This window comes from Streptomyces sp. NPDC086989, from assembly GCF_044745505.1.
Classification (GTDB): domain Bacteria; phylum Actinomycetota; class Actinomycetes; order Streptomycetales; family Streptomycetaceae; genus Streptomyces.
This window is the reverse complement of record NZ_JBIVAL010000004.1, coordinates 381,209-401,182: the sequence shown is the minus strand read 5'-3', so window position 1 is coordinate 401,182 and position 19,974 is coordinate 381,209. Positions and strand designations below refer to the sequence as shown.

Annotated in this window: 16 protein-coding genes and 1 tRNA gene; 11 read left to right on the top strand and 6 right to left on the bottom strand. The window is 69.7% G+C overall.

Going from position 1 to position 19,974, the window contains the following annotated elements:
* Positions 1–107 precede the first annotated feature (107 nt).
* From ACIPK4_RS11480 to ACIPK4_RS11445, 8 genes are all read left to right on the top strand, one after another.
* Positions 108–2,378, top strand: coding sequence for an FdhF/YdeP family oxidoreductase (locus ACIPK4_RS11480; protein ID WP_402311249.1), 2,271 nt, complete (start codon positions 108–110; stop codon positions 2,376–2,378).
* 54 nt (positions 2,379–2,432) lie between these two features.
* The gene (locus ACIPK4_RS11475) at positions 2,433–2,906 is read left to right on the top strand and encodes a hotdog fold thioesterase (RefSeq protein WP_327282902.1); all 474 of its coding nucleotides are present in this window, start codon (positions 2,433–2,435) and stop codon (positions 2,904–2,906) included.
* Between the two features lie 268 nt (positions 2,907–3,174).
* Complete coding sequence (locus ACIPK4_RS11470; protein ID WP_402311246.1) at positions 3,175–3,585, top strand: hypothetical protein; 411 nt, start codon at positions 3,175–3,177, stop codon at positions 3,583–3,585.
* Positions 3,586–4,118: 533 nt separating this feature from the next.
* Positions 4,119–5,354, top strand: a complete 1,236-nt coding sequence (locus ACIPK4_RS11465) for a branched-chain amino acid ABC transporter substrate-binding protein (protein WP_376195966.1) — start codon at positions 4,119–4,121, stop codon at positions 5,352–5,354.
* 136 nt (positions 5,355–5,490) lie between these two features.
* Positions 5,491–6,423: a branched-chain amino acid ABC transporter permease gene (locus ACIPK4_RS11460; RefSeq protein ID WP_054220619.1), complete on the top strand. Its 933-nt coding sequence runs from the start codon at positions 5,491–5,493 to the stop codon at positions 6,421–6,423.
* A gap of 5 nt (positions 6,424–6,428) precedes the next feature.
* Positions 6,429–8,153, top strand: coding sequence for a branched-chain amino acid ABC transporter permease (locus ACIPK4_RS11455; protein ID WP_376203373.1), 1,725 nt, complete (start codon positions 6,429–6,431; stop codon positions 8,151–8,153).
* 5 nt (positions 8,154–8,158) lie between these two features.
* Positions 8,159–9,292, top strand: coding sequence for an ABC transporter ATP-binding protein (locus tag ACIPK4_RS11450; protein WP_402311795.1), 1,134 nt, complete (start codon positions 8,159–8,161; stop codon positions 9,290–9,292).
* On the top strand, positions 9,289–10,005 hold the full coding sequence (locus tag ACIPK4_RS11445) for an ABC transporter ATP-binding protein (RefSeq protein WP_054220621.1): 717 nt from the start codon (positions 9,289–9,291) through the stop codon (positions 10,003–10,005). Before ACIPK4_RS11450 ends, ACIPK4_RS11445 begins: the two co-directional genes overlap by 4 nt.
* Positions 10,006–10,078: 73 nt before the next feature.
* Here ACIPK4_RS11445 and ACIPK4_RS11440 read toward each other — a convergent pair whose 3' ends face one another.
* Positions 10,079–10,729, bottom strand: a complete 651-nt coding sequence (locus ACIPK4_RS11440) for an ANTAR domain-containing response regulator (protein ID WP_054220622.1) — start codon at positions 10,727–10,729, stop codon at positions 10,079–10,081.
* Between the two features lie 99 nt (positions 10,730–10,828).
* On the opposite strand from ACIPK4_RS11440, the gene ACIPK4_RS11435 reads away from it, so the two are divergent.
* Positions 10,829–10,903 (top strand) — tRNA-Leu (locus ACIPK4_RS11435).
* A 109-nt stretch (positions 10,904–11,012) separates the two neighbouring features.
* Positions 11,013–11,762, top strand: a complete 750-nt coding sequence (locus ACIPK4_RS11430; RefSeq protein ID WP_402311240.1) for a transcriptional regulator — start codon at positions 11,013–11,015, stop codon at positions 11,760–11,762.
* A 70-nt stretch (positions 11,763–11,832) separates the two neighbouring features.
* Here ACIPK4_RS11430 and pyk read toward each other — a convergent pair whose 3' ends face one another.
* The 3 genes from pyk to ACIPK4_RS11415 all read right to left on the bottom strand — a co-directional run bounded on the left by pyk (position 11,833) and on the right by ACIPK4_RS11415 (position 14,624).
* Positions 11,833–13,260, bottom strand: coding sequence for a pyruvate kinase (gene pyk / locus ACIPK4_RS11425; protein WP_376203367.1), 1,428 nt, complete (start codon positions 13,258–13,260; stop codon positions 11,833–11,835).
* A 150-nt stretch (positions 13,261–13,410) separates the two neighbouring features.
* A complete protein-coding gene (locus ACIPK4_RS11420; RefSeq protein WP_402311237.1) occupies positions 13,411–13,923 on the bottom strand; it encodes a GNAT family N-acetyltransferase in 513 nt (170 codons plus the stop codon).
* Positions 13,920–14,624 (bottom strand): SIMPL domain-containing protein, encoded by a 705-nt coding sequence (locus ACIPK4_RS11415; RefSeq protein ID WP_402311234.1) that lies wholly within the window; start codon positions 14,622–14,624, stop codon positions 13,920–13,922. The genes ACIPK4_RS11420 and ACIPK4_RS11415 overlap by 4 nt, the downstream gene beginning before the upstream one ends.
* A gap of 155 nt (positions 14,625–14,779) precedes the next feature.
* Here ACIPK4_RS11415 and ACIPK4_RS11410 point away from each other — a divergent pair, with 155 nt between their 5' ends.
* Entirely contained in the window at positions 14,780–16,597 is a 1,818-nt protein-coding gene (locus ACIPK4_RS11410) for a bifunctional metallophosphatase/5'-nucleotidase (RefSeq protein WP_402311231.1), read from the top strand.
* Between the two features lie 180 nt (positions 16,598–16,777).
* On the opposite strand, the gene ACIPK4_RS11405 is transcribed toward ACIPK4_RS11410, so the two are convergent.
* Both ACIPK4_RS11405 and ACIPK4_RS11400 read right to left on the bottom strand, forming a co-directional pair.
* A complete protein-coding gene (locus ACIPK4_RS11405; RefSeq protein WP_402311228.1) occupies positions 16,778–18,187 on the bottom strand; it encodes a lysine N(6)-hydroxylase/L-ornithine N(5)-oxygenase family protein in 1,410 nt (469 codons plus the stop codon).
* A complete protein-coding gene (locus ACIPK4_RS11400) occupies positions 18,184–19,581 on the bottom strand; it encodes a pyridoxal phosphate-dependent decarboxylase family protein (protein ID WP_402311225.1) in 1,398 nt (465 codons plus the stop codon). Before ACIPK4_RS11400 ends, ACIPK4_RS11405 begins: the two co-directional genes overlap by 4 nt.
* Between the last annotated feature and the right edge of the window lie 393 nt (positions 19,582–19,974).

The window sequence follows — 19,974 nt, the reverse complement described above, 5'->3', positions numbered from 1 at the left end:
ACAATTCCGCCGTCGGTGATGTCCCCCGGGCGTGACAGGATCGGACGCCCACACGAATACGTACAGCGGCCGACGCCGCGATGCCCGACTGCTCAAAGGGGAGCGACATGGCCACGAAGCCGCCCGCAGGTGATCCCGTACAGGACGCGCCGCAGGTCGCGTCCCCGCAGCACGCCGCCGCCGGCCTCCCCGCCATCGGGCACACCCTGCGGATCGCCCAGCAGCAGATGGGCGTCGCCCGCACCGCACGCACCCTCCTCAAGGTCAACCAGAAGAACGGCTTCGACTGCCCCGGCTGCGCCTGGCCCGAAGGCGACAAACGCCACACCGCCGAGTTCTGCGAGAACGGCGCCAAGGCCGTCGCCGAGGAGGCCACGCTGCGCCGGGTCACCCCGGACTTCTTCGCGGAGCACTCCCTGGCCGACCTCGCCGGCCGCTCCGGCTACTGGCTGGGCCAGCAGGGCCGCATCACCGAGCCGATGTACCTGCCGGAGGGCGCCGACCACTACCAGGCCGTCCCCTGGGAGCGGGCCTTCGAGATCATCGCCGAGGAGCTGACCGCCCTCGGCTCCCCCGACGAGGCCCTCTTCTACACCTCGGGCCGCACCAGCAACGAGGCCGCGTTCCTCTTCCAGCTGTTCGCCCGCGAGTTCGGCACCAACAACCTGCCCGACTGCTCCAACATGTGCCACGAGTCCTCGGGCTCCGCCCTGAACGAGACGATCGGCATCGGCAAGGGCAGCGTCAACCTCGAAGACCTCCACCAGGCCGACCTGATCATCGTCGCCGGCCAGAACCCCGGCACCAACCACCCCCGCATGCTCTCCGCCCTCGAACAGGCCAAAGCGGCCGGCGCGAAGATCATTTCGGTGAACCCGCTGCCCGAGGCCGGCCTCGAACGGTTCAAGAACCCCCAGACGCCCCTCGGCATGCTCAAGGGCACCGCCCTCACCGACCTCTTCCTCCAGATCCGCATCGGCGGCGACCAGGCCCTCTTCCGCCTCCTCAACAAGCTCGTCATCGCGACCGAGGGCGCCACCGACGAGGCCTTCATCCGCGAGCACACCCACGGGTACGAGGACCTCGTCGCCGCCGCCAAGGACACCGACTGGGACGAGACCCTCACCGCCACCGGGCTCACCCGCCCCGAGATCGAGCAGGCCCTGGCCATGGTCCTGGCCTCGGAGCGCACCATCGTCTGCTGGGCCATGGGCCTCACCCAGCACAAGCACGCCGTCGCCACCATCCGCGAGGTCGTCAACCTCCTCCTGCTGCGCGGCAACATCGGTCGCCCCGGCGCCGGCGTCTGCCCCGTCCGCGGCCACTCCAACGTCCAGGGCGACCGCACCATGGGCATCTTCGAACGCCCCGCACCCGCCTTCCTCGACGCCCTCGACCGCGAATTCGGGATCACCTCGCCGCGCGGCCACGGCTACGACGTCGTCCGCTCCATCGAGGCCCTGCGCGACGGCAAGGCCAAGGTCCTCTTCGCGATGGGCGGCAACTTCGTCGGCGCCGCCCCCGACACCGACGTCACCGAGGCCGCGATCCGCCGCGCCTCCCTGACCGTCCACGTCTCCACCAAACTCAACCGCTCCCACGCGGTCACCGGTCGGCGCGCCCTGATCCTGCCCACCCTCGGCCGCACCGACAAGGACGTCCAGGCCTCCGGCAAGCAGTTCGTCACCGTCGAGGACTCCATGGGCATGGTCCACGCCTCCCGCGGCAACCTCGCCCCGGCCTCCCCGCACCTGCTCTCCGAGCCCGCGATCGTCGCCCGCATGGCCCGCGCCGTCCTCGGCGCCGCCTCCACCACCCCGTGGGAGGCCTTCGAGCGGGACTACTCCGCCATCCGCGACCGGATCTCCCGCGTGGTCCCCGGCTTCGAGGACTTCAACGCCCGCGCCGCCCGCCCCGAGGGCTTCCGCCTCCCGCACGCCCCCCGCGACGAGCGACGCTTCCCCACCAAGACCGGCAAGGCCAACTTCACGGGCGCGCCCGTGGAGTACCCGCGCATCCCCGCAGGACGGCTGCTCCTGCAGACCCTGCGCAGCCACGACCAGTACAACACCACGATCTACGGCCTCGACGACCGCTACCGCGGCATCACCGGCGGCCGCCGCGTCGTCATGGTCCACCCCGAGGACGCCGCCGAGCTCGGCCTCGCCGACGGCGCGTACACCGACCTCGTCAGCGAGTGGCGCGACGGCGTGGAGCGCCGGGCGCCCGGCTTCCGCGTGGTGCACTACCCGACCGCCCGGGGCTGCGCGGCCGCCTACTACCCCGAGACGAACGTGCTGGTCCCGCTCGACTCCACCGCGGACACCAGCAACACCCCCGCGAGCAAGTCCGTCGTCGTGCGCTTCGAACCGGCCTGATAGAACGACCCCAGGACAAGATGGTTAACGATCGTTGACGAACGGAGCCCGGCCATGGGTGAGCAGCACGCTGTGAAGTTCCCGCAGGAGGTCCTCGACGAGTACGCGGCCCTGGGCATCGACCTGCCCGCGCTGTTCTCGGCCGGCGACCTCGGGCAGCGGATGGACATCCGCATCCTCGAAGCCTCGGCCGAGCGCGTGGTCGGCACCATGCCGGTCAAGGGCAACACCCAGCCCTACGGACTCCTGCACGGCGGGGCCTCCGCCGTCCTGGCCGAGACCCTCGGCTCGGTCGGCGCGATGATGCACGGCGGCATCACCAAGGTCGCCGTCGGCGTCGACCTGAACTGCACACACCACCGGGGCGTCCGCTCCGGCACGGTCACCGGCGTCGCCACCCCCGTGCACCGCGGCCGCTCCACCACCACCTTCGAGATCGTCATCAGCGACGAGGAGGGCCGCCGGGTGTGCAGCGCCCGGCTGACCTGCCTGCTGCGCGACGCGGACCCGGCCGCCGCCGGGGCCTGAACCGGCGCCCTTCCCGAGCCCCCGCAGGCCCGGATCCCGCCCCGCCGAGGGGCCCGGATCCGGGCCTGCGGCGCGTACGGGCCGGCCGTGAGGCGTAGCCGGGCGGACACCGGGGTAAGTACCGGCGATGCCCGCGGCGGGCACGCGCGAGCCCGGCCGGGCGCCCGAGGCACCCCCCACGGCCCGGCAACCGCCCGGAATCCGCCAGTCCGCAGGCTCTGCCGCACCGACGGTTGTGTCACCGAAGGTGACGGCCTACCGTCCCCTCATGGGGACCCAGCCACGCATCGCGGCCCGGTACGGCGTCACCGCACTCCTTGCGGCGCTCACCCTGTCCGGATGCTCCACATCCGCACCACCCGCCCCGCAGACCCCGTCAACGCCCGTTTCCAGCCCCTCCTCTCCCGCACAGATCTGCACAAGTCTGGTGTCCTACTGGGCGAAAGAGACCCTCAGGGGCGGCAAGTGGGCCGGGCTGGACTGGGAGCAGAAGGGCCTGTCCAACGATCAGTACGCCATCCACGAGGACGCGGTCGCCGCAGGCCGTACCGAGGAGCGAACTGCCGGTCTGGACAAGGCACTTGAGCTCATCGACCGGTTCGTGGCGCAGCGCTGCGCCGCGCAGAACGGGGCCACGTGGAGCTCCGAGAACTGGCGGCCCCCGAGTCCGGACGGGTGACCGGAATCCCGTGCACGCTGTCCGGCTTCCGGGCACGGGGCGGCACACGCCCGATCCGCAGGTCGCGGGCCCTCCGGGGCCCGGGAGCAAGATCGATCCACTCGAAGTGGATCAAGAGGAAAAATTACCCTCAGTAATGCGGACGCCCCACAGAATCCCCTTTTTCCCCGGCGGAATGCCACCCGCCGGATTCTTTCGGACACAGCCAGCGACGCACGGCCCCTTTTGATCAATGACAGGAGCATGAGGCCCTCAAGCCCCTTAGAGGAACGGGGAATTCTCACGATGCGGACATTCCCCGAAGTCGCAGAACGCCCGATCTGTCCGTACTCCCGCCACACATTCTTGGCCTCGGCATAACAAGACAGTCACATCCTCCTTTCCCCGCTCCCCGCACTCGCCACCTCGGCCTAGAGTCACGGCCAGTCACCGCGCCGCAGGGCGCGACCCAGCACGGCCGTGGACATCCCAGTGCGGCCCGGCGACCCAACGGCACCTCATCTGAGGAGGCCGCGCCAGGGAAAGGAAGAATCGTGCGACACCGTTCTCTGCTCGTCCTCACCACCGTGATCACCACGGGAGCACTGACCCTCACCGCTTGCGGATCGCGCGACGAGGCGAAGGGCGGGGACAAGGCCGACGGCTCCAAGACCGTCGTCGTCATCGGCGTGGACGCCCCCCTCACCGGCTCGCTCTCCGCGCTCGGCCAGGGCATCAAGAACTCCGTCGACCTCGCGGCCAAGACGGCCAACAAGAACAACGAGGTCCCCGGCATCGAGTTCAAGGTCGAGGCCCTCGACGACCAGGCGGTCCCGGCCTCCGGCCAGGCCAACGCCACCAAGCTCGTCGGCAACAAGGACGTCATCGGCGTCGTCGGCCCCCTGAACTCCGGCGTCTCCCAGTCCATGCAGGGCGTCTTCGGCTCCGCCAACCTGGCGCAGGTCTCCCCCGCCAACACCAACCCCTCGCTCAGCCAGGGCGACAACTGGGGCAAGGGCGAGTTCAAGCGCCCCTTCAAGACCTACTTCCGCACCGCCGCCACGGACGTGGTCCAGGGCAAGTTCGCCGCCCAGTACCTCTTCAAGGACGCCGGCAAGAAGAAGGTCTTCGTCGTCGACGACAAGCAGACCTACGGCGCCGGCCTCGCCGCGATCTTCTCCGACGAGTTCAAGAAGCTCGGCGGCGAGGTCGTCGGCACCGACCACGTCACCGTGAAGGAGACCGACTTCTCCTCCACCGCCGACAAGGTCAAGTCCTCCGGCGCCGACTCCGTCTACTTCGGCGGCCAGTACCCCGAGGGCGGCCTCCTCGCCGACCAGGTCAAGAAGACCGGCGCCAACATCCCGCTCATGGGCGGCGACGGCATCCAGGACCCGGCCTTCATCACCGCCTCCGGCGAGGCCAACGAGGGTGACCTCTCCACCTCCATCGGCTACCCCGTCGAGAAGCTCCCCACCGCCAAGACCTTCATCGCCGACTACCAGGCAGCCGGCTACAAGGACCCCTACGCGGCCTACGGCGGCTACTCCTACGACGCCGGCTGGTCCGTCATCCAGGCCGTCAAGGCCGTCGTCGCCGCCAACAACGGCAAGCTCCCCAGCGACGCCCGCGCCAAGGTCGTCGAGGCCCTCGGCAAGGTCTCCTTCGAAGGCGTGACCGGCAAGGTCGCCTTCGACGAGTACGGCGACACCACCAACAAGCAGCTCACGGTCTACAAGGTCGAGGGCGGCAAGTGGGTCGACGTCAAGAGCGACACCTTCAACCAGTAATACCCCCGCACCACCCGAAGTACCCGAAGACCCAGGCCCCCCGGCCTGATCCTCCCCAAATGAACCACGCCGCGCGAGGGCGCAAACAGCGCCCTCGCGCGGACTCATATCCGACACGCACATCGGAGGCCCTGCGGTGCACGAACTGCCGCAACAGCTGGCCAACGGCCTTGCCCTCGGTGCCCTTTATGGCCTCATAGCCATCGGGTACACCATGGTCTACGGCATCGTCCAGCTCATCAACTTCGCCCACGGCGAGATCTTCATGATCGGCGGCTTCGGCGCCGTCACCACCTACGCCGCCCTCCCAAGCGGCACGTCCCTCCTGGTGGCGATACCGCTCATGATCATCGGTGGCGCGATCGCCTCCGTAGCCGTCGCAACCGCGGCGGAACGCTTCGCGTACCGCCCCCTCCGCAACGCCCCGCGACTCGCCCCGCTCATCACCGCGATCGGCCTGTCCATCGTCCTTCAGCAGCTCGTCTGGGGCTTCTACCCCGACGCCAAGAAGGCCGTCAGCTTCCCCGAGTTCACCGGCGAAGCCTTCAAGATCACCTCGAGCCTGTCCATCCAGCGCTCCGACGCCTTCGTCCTGATCCTCGCCCCCCTCTGCATGCTCGCCCTCGGCGCCTTCGTCCAGAAGAGCCGCAGCGGCCGCGCCATGCAGGCCACCGCGCAGGACCCGGACACCGCGAAGCTGATGGGCATCAACACCGACCGCATCATCGTCATGGCCTTCGCCATCGGTGCCGCGTTCGCCGCCGTCGCCGCCGTCGCCTACGGCCTCGACAAGGGCCAGATCAACTTCGAGATGGGCTTCATCCTCGGCCTCAAGGCCTTCACCGCAGCCGTCCTCGGCGGCATCGGCAACATCTACGGCGCCATGGTCGGCGGCATCGTCCTCGGCCTCGCCGAAGCCCTCTCCATCGCCTACATCGAAGACATCCCCGGCATGCAGCAGCTCGGCGGCGGAGCCTGGTCCAACGTCTGGGCCTTCGTACTCCTCATCGTCGTCCTCCTCGTGCGGCCACAAGGCCTCCTCGGCCAGCGCGTCGCGGATAGGGCGTGACAACCATGACCAACGAAGCCACCCTCCCGCTCGACGCCGAAGCCACCGGTGCCACCTCCCGCACCGCACTGCTCTACGCGATCGTCGGCGGCAGCCTCCTCGCCGTCGTCAGCACCTTCCTCGCCTGGACCTGGACCACCGAGTTCCCCGGCAACCTCACCATCAACGGCAACCCCGCCCAGCTGCAGCTCCTCACCCTGGTCGGCGCCGTCCTCACCGCCCTGCACGCGCTCTCCGCCCTCGGCATCAAGGGCCTCGGCTGGCTCACCCCCGCCGGCTCGCGCAAGGCGATCTGGATCCTCTCCCTCGGCACCCTCGCGACGACCCTCTTCACGGTCCTCGCCATCGCCTGGGTCCTCGGCGGACTCGTCCACCTGGAACCCGGCGCCTACGTCGCCGTCCTCGGAAGCCTCATCCCGGCCCTCGCCGCGTACAGGCTCCCCGACGACACCCGCAAGGCGGCGCCCGCGAAGAAGCTGTCCTCCTGGGCCGAGATCCTGATCATCGTCGCCGTGTTCGCCATCGGCCTCTACGTCGTCACCTTCGGCATCGACACCGACGACAAGGAACCGCAGCTCTTCACCGCGTACCTGATCCTCGTCGCGTTCGCCTCCTTCGCGGTCATGAAGTCCGGCCTCACCCAGCGCCTCAGCGACATCACCGCGAACAACCGCCAGATCACGGTCATCGCCGCCTTCGTCGCAGCCATCGCCTTCCCCCTCACCCAGCAGGGCGGCGACACCTACACGCTGATCGCGGTCAACATCCTGATCTTCGCGACCGTCGCCCTCGGCCTCAACGTCGTCGTCGGCCTCGCCGGCCTCCTCGACCTCGGCTACGTCGCCTTCCTCGGCGTCGGCGCCTACACCGCGGCCCTCGTGTCCGGAAGCGCGTCCTCCGCCTTCCACGTGCACTTCCCCTTCTGGGCCGCGGTCCTCACCGGCGCACTCGCCTCGCTCGTCTTCGGCGTCGTCATCGGCGCACCCACCCTGCGCCTGCGCGGCGACTACCTCGCCATCGTCACCCTCGGCTTCGGAGAAATCTTCCGCATCGCCATGGGCAACCTCGACGGCGTCTCCGGACCCAAGATCACCAACGGGCCCAACGGCATCACCAACATCCCCGACCTCGAAATCTTCGGCTGGAACTTCGGGGAGTCCCACACCGTCGCAGGCATCACGCTCGGCGCCTACGCCAACTACTACATGCTGATGCTGCTCGCGATGGTCCTCGTGGTCGTCGTCTTCAGCCGCGCCGGCAGCAGCCGCATCGGCCGCGCCTGGGTCGCCATCCGCGAGGACGAGACCGCCGCCACCGCCATGGGCATCAACGGCTTCCGCGTCAAGCTGATCGCCTTCGCCCTCGGCGCCACCCTCGCCGGCCTCGCCGGCACCGTCCAGGCCCACGTCCAGCACACCGTGGTCCCCGAGATGTACCAGTTCGCCGGCCCCGTGCCCCCGAACTCCGCGTTCCTCCTCGCCGCCGTCATCCTCGGCGGCATGGGAACCATCCGCGGCCCCATCCTCGGCGCCGCACTCCTCTTCCTGATCCCGGCCAAGCTGTCCTTCCTCCAGGACTACCAGCTCCTCGGCTTCGGCATCGCCCTCATCATCCTGATGCGCTTCCGCCCCGAAGGCCTCATCGCCAACAAGCGCGCGCAGCTGGAGTACCACGACGACACCGCTGACCAGGCCCCCGCGGACCTGGCCACCGCCAAGGCTGGTGCGTGAACACCATGACGACCACCACCGACACCACCCCCGCCCCCGCCGCCACCCCGGCCGGCGAGACCGTCCTCGAAGCCAGCGGCGTCACCATGCGCTTCGGCGGCCTCACCGCCGTCCGCTCCGTCGACCTCAAGGTCAACGCAGGCGAGATCGTCGGCCTCATCGGCCCCAACGGCGCCGGCAAGACCACCTTCTTCAACTGCCTCACCGGGCTGTACATCCCCACCGAGGGAACCGTCAGCTACAAGGGCACCGTCCTGCCGCCCAAGCCCCACCTCGTCACCAAGGCAGGCATCGCCCGCACCTTCCAGAACATCCGGCTTTTCTCCAACATGACCGTGCTGGAGAACGTCCTCGTAGGACGCCACACCCGGACCAAGGAAGGCCTCTGGTCCGCGCTCCTGCGCGGCCCCGGCTTCAAGAAGGCCGAAGCCGCCAGCGAAGCCCGCGCCATGGAACTCCTGGAGTTCATCGGCCTGGAGCACAAGGCGCAGCACCTCGCCAAGAACCTCCCGTACGGCGAGCAGCGCAAGCTCGAAATCGCCCGCGCCCTCGCCAGCGACCCCGGCCTCCTGCTCCTCGACGAGCCCACCGCCGGCATGAACCCGCAGGAAACCCGCGCTGCCGAGGAACTCATCTTCGCCATCCGCGACATGGGCATCGCCGTCCTCGTCATCGAGCACGACATGCGCTTCATCTTCAACCTCTGCGACCGCGTCGCCTGTCTCGTCCAGGGCGAGAAGCTCATCGAGGGCACCGCGGCCGAGGTCCAGGGCGACGAGCGCGTCATCGCCGCCTACCTCGGCGAGCCCTTCGAGGGCGACCCGGGCGCGGCGGAGGCGGCAGCGGTCGAAGCCGCAGAAGAGCGGGCGGAGACCGAGGCCCCGGCGGAGACCGAAGCCGACGCCGACGCACCGGCCGAGGCCGAGGCTGAGGCTGAGGCTGAGGCTGAGGCTGAGGCCGAGGCTGACACCGAGGCCGACGCCCCGGCGGAAGCCGGCGCAGAGGCCGACGCCGACGCCGACGCCACGGCGGACACCGACGCCGACGCCCCGGCCCAGCCCGCGGCCGAGGCCGAGGCCGCCGCGGACAGCACCACCGGCACCACCAGCACCACCAGCACGGACGGAGACCCGAAGTGACCGCACTGCTCGAGGTCAACGACCTCAAGGTCGCCTACGGCAAGATCGAAGCCGTCAAGGGCATCTCCTTCAAGGTCAACCAGGGCGAAATCGTCTGCCTCGTCGGCACCAACGGCGCCGGCAAGACGACCACCCTGCGCACCCTGTCCGGCCTGCTCAAGCCCGCCGGCGGCACCATCACCTTCGACGGCAAGCCGCTCGCACAGGTCCCCGCCCACAAGATCGTCTCCCTGGGCCTCGCCCACTCCCCCGAGGGACGCCACATCTTCCCCCGGCTGACGATCGCCGAGAACCTCCAGCTCGGCGCCTTCCTCCGCAGCGACAAGGAGGGCATCGAGAAGGACATCGAGCGCGCCTACGAGATGTTCCCCATCCTGGGCGAACGCCGCAAGCAGGCCGCCGGCACCCTCTCGGGCGGTGAGCAGCAGATGCTCGCCATGGGCCGGGCCCTGATGTCCCAGCCCAAGCTCCTCATGCTGGACGAGCCCTCCATGGGTCTCTCCCCGCTGATGATGCAGAAGATCATGGCGACCATCGCCGAGCTCAAGGCCACGGGCACCACCATCCTGCTCGTCGAGCAGAACGCCCAGGCCGCCCTCTCGCTGGCCGACCAGGCCCACGTGATGGAGATCGGCAAGATCGTGCTCTCCGGCACGGGTCAGGAACTGCTCCACAACGAGGACGTCCGCAAGGCCTACCTCGGCGAGGACTGATCCGGCACCACCCGCACGGACGTGAGGCCCGCCACCGGAACCCGGTGGCGGGCCTCACGCGTACGCGCACCCGCTACTTCGCGGCGTTCTTCTTCTCCTCGGCGTCCTCGATGACCGCCTCGGCGACCTGCTGCATGGACATGCGGCGGTCCATGGAGGTCTTCTGGATCCACCGGAAGGCGGCCGGCTCGGTCAGCCCGTACTGCGTCTGCAGGATGCTCTTGGCGCGGTCCACGAGCTTGCGCGTCTCCAGGCGCTGCGAGAGGTCCGCGACCTCCTTCTCCAGCGCCTTCAGCTCCGCGAACCGCGACACGGCCATCTCGATGGCCGGCACGACGTCGCTCTTGCTGAACGGCTTCACCAGGTACGCCATGGCGCCGGCGTCCCGAGCCCGCTCGACGAGGTCGCGCTGCGAGAACGCCGTCAGCATCAGGACCGGGGCGATGGACTCCTCCGCGATCTTCTCGGCCGCGGAGATCCCGTCCAGGACCGGCATCTTCACGTCGAGGATCACCAGGTCGGGACGGTGCTCCCGGGCCAGCTCGACGGCCGTCTGCCCATCGCCGGCCTCGCCGACCACGGAGTAGCCCTCCTCTTCGAGCATCTCCTTGAGGTCGAGACGGATGAGCGCCTCGTCCTCGGCGATGACGACGCGGGTCGTCAGCGGCGGAACGTGCGACTGGTCGGCGTCGGGCGTGGGCGTCGACTCGTGCTCGGCGGTCACGATGGCTCCTCGGTGCGGGGCATAACAAGCTCCCCCGAGCCTACCTAGCTGCGGTAAGGTGGACTCGCAGCGGGTCGGGGGTAACCTTCGATTCGTCGGGCCCCGGTAGCCCAATTGGCAGCAGGCGATGGATTCAAAACCCATTCAGTGTCGGTTCGAGTCCGACCCGGGGCACTTTCCTTCTTTTCCAAGGTCACGCGATATTCGCGTGACCTTCACTCATTTCGGCGAAGCGCAACGAATTGCGCCACGTGAGCGAATTGCGCCCGGCAGCGTCGGGCATATGTACGACGTAGCCACCCGCATGCACGCACTCGACCTGCTCGCCGACGGCCGCAGCATGAACTCGGTCAGCAAGGAAACCGGGGTATCACGTGCCGCGATCCGAGCGTGGAAGGTCCGCCTGGAACCCAGTCCACGCCTGCTCCCCAGTGCGGGCCCGTGTGCGGCGCCTTCCGACAGGGCCTCGTACGCCTACCTGCTCGGCGTCTATCTGGGGGACGGCTGCATCAGCCCGCACCCTCGGGGAGGCCACCACCTCCGGATCGCATGCGCCGACGCGTGGCCCGGGCTCATCGAGCAGTGCCGCGCGGCCGTCAAGGCGGTGCGGCCCGACGACAAGGTCTACCTGCTGCAGAGGCAGGGCTGCGTCGCCGTGACCAGTTACGGCCGGCACTGGACGTGCATGTTCCCGCAGCACGGGCCCGGCAAGAAGCACGAGCGGCGGATCGCGCTCGAAACGTGGCAGCAGGAGATCGTGGATGCGCATCCGTGGGAGTTCGTGCGAGGGCTGATCCACTCCGACGGGTGCCGGATCACGAACTGGACCGTGCGCAACGCCAAGCGGTACGAGTACCCGCGGTACTTCTTCACCAACAAGTCCGACGACATCCGGAAGCTGTGTACGGACACGCTCACCAAGGTCGGGGTCCAGTGGACGATCCTGGCTCGCGGGAGCGATCCCTTGAACGTCTCCGTCGCCCGCAAGAGCTCCGTCGCGCTCATGGACGCGCACATCGGGCCGAAGTACTAGCGCGCCCCGGGAAGGGGCGTGGCCGCGTCGGGCGGAACGAGGCCCGACGCGGGGGGACTGCCTGCGGGGGTCAGCGTACGGGGTCGCCGATGTGGTGGACGCGGACCAGGTTGGTGGAGCCGGTGACTCCGGGGGGCGAGCCGGCGGTGATGACGACGACGTCGCCGGGGACGCAGCGGCCGATGCGCAGGAGTTCTTCTTCGACCTGGGCGACCATGGCGTCGGTGGATTCGACGTGGGGGCCGAGGAAGGTTTCGACGCCCCAGGTGAGGTTGAGCTGGGAGCGGGTGGCGGGGTCGGGGGTGAAGGCGAGGAGGGGGATGGGCGAGCGGTAGCGGGAGAGGCGGCGGACGGTGTCGCCGCTCTGGGTGAAGGCGACGAGGAATTTGGCGCCGAGGAAGTCGCCCATTTCGGCGGCTGCGCGGGCGACGGCTCCGCCTTGGGTGCGGGGCTTGCTGTGTTCGGTGAGGGGCGGGAGGCCCTTGGCGAGGATGTCCTCTTCGGCGGCTTCGACGATGCGGGACATCGTTTTGACGGTTTCGACGGGGTATTTGCCGACGCTGGTTTCGCCGCTGAGCATGACGGCGTCGGTGCCGTCGATGACGGCGTTGGCGACGTCGGATGCTTCGGCGCGGGTGGGCCGGGAGTTGTCGATCATCGAGTCGAGCATCTGGGTGGCGACGATGACGGGTTTGGCGTTGCGCTTGGCGAGTTTGACGGCGCGCTTTTGCACGATGGGGACTTGTTCGAGGGGCATTTCGACGCCGAGGTCGCCGCGGGCGACCATGATGCCGTCGAAGGCGGCGACGATGTCGTCGATGTTCTCGACGGCCTGGGGCTTTTCGATCTTGGCGATGACGGGGAGGCGGCGGCCTTCCTCGTCCATGATGCGGTGGACGTCTTCGATGTCGCTGCCGCTGCGGACGAAGGAGAGCGCGATGACGTCGGCGCCGGTGCGCAGGGCCCAGCGGAGGTCTTCGATGTCCTTGTCGGACAGGGCGGGGACGGAGACGGCCACGCCGGGGAGGTTGAGGCCCTTGTGGTCGGAGACCATGCCGCCTTCGATGACGCGGGTGTGGACGCGGGGTCCCTCGACGGCGGTGACTTCGAGGGTGACGCGGCCGTCGTCGACGAGGATGCGTTCGCCGGTGGTGACGTCGGTGGCGAGGCCCTTGTAGGTGGTGCCGCAGGTGTGGCGGTCGCCCTGGACATCTTCGACGGTGATGGTGAATTCGTCGCCGCGTTCAAGGAGTACGGGGCCTTCGGCGAATCGGCCGAGGCGGATCTTCGGGCCTTGAAGGTCTGCGAGGATGCCGACGCTGCGGCCGGTTTCGTCAGCGGCTTTACGTACGCGCTGCTGGCGGTCTTCGTGTTCGGCGTAGGTGCCGTGGCTGAGGTTGAGGCGGGCGATGTCCATTCCGGCTTCGACCAGGGCTTTGATCTGGTCATATGAGTCGGTGGCGGGGCCCAGGGTACATACGATTTTTGCTCGGCGCATGGGGCGAGGGTATGCCCCTACCAGGCAGTAGGAAATTGGTTCCGGGTGACCACTCAACAACCTTTGGGCAAAAGGTTGTTGACAATTGTTGAATGTGCATGGGGGTGCTCTGATGAGCACCCCCGAACACGTTCTCGTGCGCGATTTCGGTCAGCTCGTGGGGGTGAGGGTGCGCTCGTAGCGGATGCCGGGGCGGCCGTCGACGGTGGGGGTGTCGACCTGGGTGAATCCGGTGCGTGTCAGCACGGCCCGGGAGGCCGCGTTGTCGAGGGTGGTGACGGCGGTGATGCGGCTGAGTCCGTACGTCGCGGCGGCGAGGCGGCAGATTTCGGTGACGGCGGCGGTGGCGAGGCCGCGGCCGGCGGCGTGTTCGCCGATGCGGTAGCCGAGTTCGGCGCCGCCGGCCTCGATGTCGATGAGGTTGACGCGGCCGGCGACGGTTCCGTCGGGGGTGACGACGAGGTGGAACCGGGAGAGGCCGGTGTCCTGTTCGTCGAGGAGGGCTTGGTGGCGGGCGGTGAATTCGGTGAAGTAGGCGTCGCCTCGGTCGGGGACGGTGCGGGCGAAGTAGGCCCGGTTCTCGCGTTCGAAGGCGAGGAGGGCGGGGGCGTGTTCGGCACGCAGGGGTTCCAGGGTCCACGGGCCCGGCCGGGTGGCGTTCACAGCTGCGGCGGGGTCATGGTGAAGCGGGCGTTGACCTGGGCGTGCACGGTTTGGCGTTGGGGTTCGAGGTCGAGGGGCGGGGCGGTGGTCTCGTCGGAGGCGCTGAAGGCCATGGTGCGCATGCCGGCTCCGGTGGCTGGGGTCTGGAAGGGGAGGGCGCCTTCGGCGCCGAGGTCGGCGAGTTCGACGAGGGCGGCGAGGTCGGCGCCGAGGGCGGTGGCGTATTCGCGGGCTCGTTGGACGGCTTCGAGTACGGCTTGGCGGCGGGCTTCGCCGTGGGCGGGTGAGGTGGGGCGCAGGGCCCACCAGGGGCCGTCGACGCTGGTGAGTTCGAGGTCGGCGAGGCGGGTGGTGAGTTCGCCGAGGGCGGTGAAGTCGCTGAGTTCGGCGGTGATGCGGACGGTGCCGTGGTAGGCGCGGATGCGTTCGGCGCGGCCGTGGCGGGTGAGTTCGGGGTTGATGGAGAAGGCGCCGGTTTCGAGTTTCTCGATGGCGTCGCCGTAGCTCTTGACGAGGTCGAGGACGGTGTTGTTGCGGCGGGTGAGGTCTTCGAGTGCGGTGCGTCGGTCGGTGCCGCGGGCGGTGACGGTGATGCCGATGCGGGCGATTTCGGGGTCGACTTCGAGGCGGGCTTCGCCGCGGACGGCCACGCGGGGGACTTCGGGGGTGCCGTAGGGCTGGTGTGCGGGGTCCTGGGTCATGTTTCCCACTGTCGCACTGTGGGTGTGGGTGGGTCGGTGGTCATCGGATCGAAACCTGGTGGGGGTGTTGCGGTTGTTACCGATCGGTCAGAATCTACGCGCGTTGTTGGCGCGTTGTCAGCGCGCGTTGTTCACGCCTCACAAGGGGAGATGGCATGGCGTTCGACCGTAGGACGTTTCTGGGAACTTCGGCGGCCACGGGTGCGGCTGTCGCGCTGGCGGGGGCCACAAGCTCTCCGGCCGCCGCGGCCGTGGAGGCTCCGGGGGTCGCCGGGGAGGCTTCGGCGAAGTCGCGGACGTACTCGTTCACGGTGATGGGGACGACCGATCTGCACGGGAATGTCTTCAACTGGGACTACTTCACGGACAAGGAGTTCGACGACAAGGCCCACAACGACGTCGGTCTGGCGAAGATCTCGACGCTGGTGAACCAGGTGCGGGCGGAGAAGGGGCGCTGCAACACCCTGATGATCGATGCGGGTGACACGATCCAGGGGACGCAGCTGTCGTACTACTACGCGAAGGTGGATCCGATCACGGCGCGGCGTGGTCCGGTGCACCCGATGGCGCAGGCGATGAACGCGATCGGGTACGACGCGGCGGCGATCGGGAACCACGAGTTCAATTACGGGATTCCGGTGCTGCGCAAGTTCGAGGAGCAGTGTGACTTTCCGCTGCTGGGGGCGAATGCGCTGGACGCGAAGACGCTGCGGCCGGCGTTCGCGCCGTACAGCATGCACCGGTTGCGGACGCCGCACGGGCGTGATGTGAAGGTGGCGGTGCTGGGGCTGACGAACCCGGGGATCGCGATCTGGGACAAGGCGAACGTGCAGGGGAAGATGACGTTCCCGGGTCTGGAGGAGCAGGCGGCGAAGTACGTGCCGAAGCTGCGGTCGATGGGTGCGGACGTGGTGATCGTGTCGGCGCATTCGGGTTCGAGCGGTAAGTCCTCGTACGGTGACCAGCTGCCGTACATCGAGAACGCGGCGGCGCTGGTGGCGGAGCAGGTGCCGGGGATCGACGCGATCCTGGTGGGGCACGCGCACACGGAGATCCCGGAGTACCGGGTGAAGAACAAGGCGACCGGCAAGGACGTGGTGCTGTCGGAGCCGCTGAAGTGGGGCCAGCGGCTGACGCTGTTCGACTTCGAGCTGTCGTGGTCGAAGGGCTGTTGGTCGGTGGCCAAGGTGTCGGCGAAGGTGCTGAACTCGAACACGGTGGCGGAGGACCCGAAGATCGTGCGGCTGTTGTCGGACGAGCACAAGAAGGTCGTGGCGTACGTCAACCAGGTGATCGGTACGTCGACGCAGGCGATGTCGTCGGCGGAGGGGCCGGTCAAGGACGTCGCGATCATCGACCTGATCAGCCATGTCCAGGTGGAGACGGTGAAGGCGGCGCTGGCGGGCGGGGAGTACGCGGCGCTGCCGGTGCTGTCGCAGGCTTCGTGCTTCTCGCGGACGGCGGCGATTCCGGCGGGCCAGGTGACGATCAAGGATGCGGCGGGTCTGTATCCGTTCGAGAACACCCTTGAGGCACGGGTGCTGACGGGTGCGCAGCTGAAGGACTATCTGGAGTTCTCGGCGCGGTATTACGTGCAGACGGCTCCGGGTGACGTGGTGGATCCGGCGAAGATCACGAATGCGGAGGCGACGCCGGATTACAACTACGACGCGGTGTACGGGCTGGCGTACGACATAGACATCGCGCAGCCGGCGGGTTCGCGGATCGTGAACCTGTCGTTCGGCGGGCAGCCGGTGGATCCGGCGGCGCGATTCGTGCTGGCGGTGAACAACTACCGGGCCTCGGGCGGTGGGAACTTCCCGCACGTGCCGCAGGCGAAGCAGGTGTGGGCGAACTCGGAGGAGATCCGTAACACGATCATCCAGTGGGTGAAGGCGAAGGGGACGATCGATCCGGCGCAGTTCGCGTCGGTGGACTGGCGGCTGACGCGGGCCGGGGTTCCGGTGTTCTAGCCGGTTCGGTTCGGTTCGGTCCCTTCGGTTCCGTTCGGTTCGGGTGGCCGGGTCCTGCTGTGGCAGGGCCCGGCTGCTTGCGTTCGGGGGCGGGGCGGGGACACGGGAATTGGCCGCGGGGCGCGGGGTCGTGGCCGTGGCCCTGGCCCTGGCCCTGGGACACGGGGTCGACCGGGGCCTTCAGGGGTGGTCGGCGAGGGGGCGGAGTTCGACGGTGGGGGTGGGGCGGGTGTGTTCGCGTTGTTCGAGGCCGAAGGTGGTGAAGGCGGTGCGGGTGGGCTGGGGGTAGGGCTCTTTGCCGGTCAGGGTGTTGAGGATGGCGGCGCTGCGCCAGGCGGCGAGGCCGAGGTCGGGGGCGCCGACGCCGTGGGTGTGGCGTTCACCGTTCTGGACGAAGATGCTGCCGGTGACGGAGGGGTCGCAGATCATGCGGTGGTTCTCGTCGATGCGGGGGCGGCCGGAGGAGTCCTTGCGCAGGTAGGGGTCGAGGCCAGCGAGCAGGCTGGTGAGAGGGCGTTCCTTGTAGCCGGTGGCGAGGACGACGGCGTCGGTGGTGATGCGGGAGCGGGTGCCCTGCTGGATGTGTTCGAGGTGGAGTTCGACTTTGGTGGTGGCGACGCGGCCGGCGGTCCGGACGCTGACTCCGGGGGTGAGGACGGCGTCGGGCCAGCCTCCGTGGAGGGTGCGGCGGTAGAGCTCGTCGTGGATGGCGGTGATGGTGGCGGCGTCGATGCCCTTGTGGAGCTGCCATTGGGCGGGGACGAGTTGGTCGCGTACGGGTTCGGGGAGGGCGTGGAAGTAGCGGGTGTAGTCGGGGGTGAAGTGTTCGAGGCCGAGCTTGGAGTACTCCATGGGGGCGAAGGAGGGGGTGCGGGCGAGCCAGGCGAGGCGTTCGCGGCCGATGGGGCGGGAGCGGAGGAGGTCGAGGAAGACTTCGGCTCCGGACTGGCCTGATCCGATGACGGTGACGTGGTCGGCGCCGAGGATGCGCTGCCGGTTGTCGAGGTAGTCGGCGGAGTGGATGACGGGGACGGTGGGGGCGTCGGCGAGGGGGCGCAGGGGTTCGGGGACGTAGGGGGCGGTGCCGATGCCGAGGGCGAGGTTGCGGGTGTGGGTGCGGCCGAGGGCTTCGGCTTCGCCGTCGGTGTCGAGTTGGGTGTAGTCGACTTCGAAGAGGTCGCGTTCGGGGTTCCAGCGGACGGCGTCGACCTGGTGGCCGAAGTGGAGTCCGGGGAGCCGGCCGGCGACCCAGCGGCAGTAGGCGTCGTATTCGGCGCGGTGGGTGTGGAACTGCTCGGCGAAGTAGAAGGGGAAGAGGCGTTCCTTGTGCTTGAGGTAGTTGAGGAAGGTCCAGGGGCTGGTGGGGTCGGCGAGGGTGACGAGGTCTGCGAGGAAGGGGACTTGGAGGGTGGTGCCGTCGATGAGGAGTCCGGGGTGCCAGCGGAAGTCGTGGCGCTGGTCGTAGAAGGCGGTGGCGAGTTCGCCTGCTCCTTGGTGGGGGAGGCCGTGCGCGAGGGCGGCGAGGGACAGGTTGAAGGGGCCGATGCCGATTCCGACGAGGTCGTGGGGTGCATCGAGCTGGGCGGTCATCGGTGGGTGCTGCCTTCCAGGAGGGTGACGAGGGTGTCCAGGTCCCGCGCGGTGGTGTGGGGGTTGAGCAGGGTGGCCTTGAGCCAGAGGCGGCCGTCGGCGGTGGCGCGGCCGAGTACGGCGTGACCGCCCAGGAGGAGGGTGCGGCGCAGGGCGGCGAGATGGGTGTCGTCGGTGTGGGTGGGGCGGAAGAGGACGGTGCTGATGGTGGGGGGCGCGTGGAGTTCGAAGCGGGGGTGCGCGTCGAGGAGGCGGGCGAGGTGGTGGGCGAGGTCGCAGGTGCGGTCGATGAGGTGGGCGAGGCCGTCGCGGCCGAGTGAGCGCAGGGTGGTGGCGATCTTGAGGGCGTCGGGGCGGCGGGTGGTGCGCAGGGAGCGGCCGAGGAGGTCGGGGAGGCCTGCGTCGGTGTCGTCGGGGGCGTTGAGGTAGTCGGCCTGGTGGGCGAGGGGGGCCAGCAGGGCGGTGTCGGGGACGGCGAGGAGGCCTGCGGCGACGGGTTGCCAGCCGAGTTTGTGCAGGTCGACGGTGAGGGAGTGGGCGCGGCCCAGGCCGGTGACGCGGGGGCGATGGCGGGGGCTGAGGGCGAGGAGGCCGCCGTACGCGGCGTCGATGTGGAGGTCGGCGCCGTGCCGGCCGCACAGGTCGGCGATGGCTTCGAGGGGGTCGATGAGCCCGGCGTCGGTGGTCCCGGCGGTGGCGGTGACGAGGACGGGCCCGCGGGCGGCGGCGAGCGCTTCGGCGAGGCGGTCCGGGTCGAGGATGCCGGCGGGGGTGGGCAGGGTGGTGGCGGGGGGCAGGCCCAGGAGCCAGGCGGCCCGGGGGACGGAGTGGTGGGCGTTGGCTCCGTGGAGGACGGTCAGGCCGGGTCCGTGCCGTTCGCGGGCGAGGAGCAGGGCGAGCTGGTTGGCCTCGGTGCCGCCGGTGGTGACGAGGGCGTCGGGGTGGGGGGTGTCGTAGAACTCGGCGGCGAGGGTGCGGGTGAGGAGGGCTTCGATCGCGGAGGCGGCGGGGGCCTGGTCCCAGGAGTCGAGGGAGGGGTTGAGGGCGGCGGCGGCGAGGTCGGCGGCGGCGGCGACGGCCAGGGGCGGCCCGTGGAGGTGGGCGGCGCACAGCGGGTCGGCGGGGTCGGCGGCGCCTGCGGCGAGGGTGTGTACGAGGGTCCGCAGCGCCTCGTGGTCGCCGTGGCCCTTTTCGGGGAGTACGTCGCCCAGTGCGGCGGCGACGCGGGCCGCGAGGGTGTCGGGGCCGCCGGCCGGGATCGGCCCGCCGCGCTCGCGGGCTCCGGTGTGCAGGGCGTCGAGGACGGTGTGGAGCAGGGGGCGCAGGGCGGTGGCGCCGTCGCGGCCGCCGGCGAGCGGGGGCAGTGGGGGTGGGGTGCCGGGCGGGGCTGTCATGCGGTGTCCTCACGGGAACGGGTCTGCGGCAGGGGCCGGCCCTGTCGTGGGGTGCCAGGCGGTGGGCGCTGCTGCGGTGACAGCCGGGGGGCCCGACGGGTACAACGACCAGACCCGAATGGGGTAACCGCCGGGCTTCGCCCCCGGACCGGAGCCGGGCCCCGCTCTGGCCCGAACCCCGAGCACACGGACCCGGCCCCCTGCCCGGCTCCGCGCCCGGGCCCCGGCCCGAGACCGGCCCCCGGGAAGCCGGCCGACACCGGGGGCCGGGGCGGACGCGCGGCCGCCGAGCCGCAGCGGCCGCAGGCCGCAGGCCGCAGGCCGCAGGCCGCAGGCCGCAGGCCGCAGGCCGCAGGCCGCAGGCCGCAGGCCGCAGGCCGCAGGCCGCAGGCC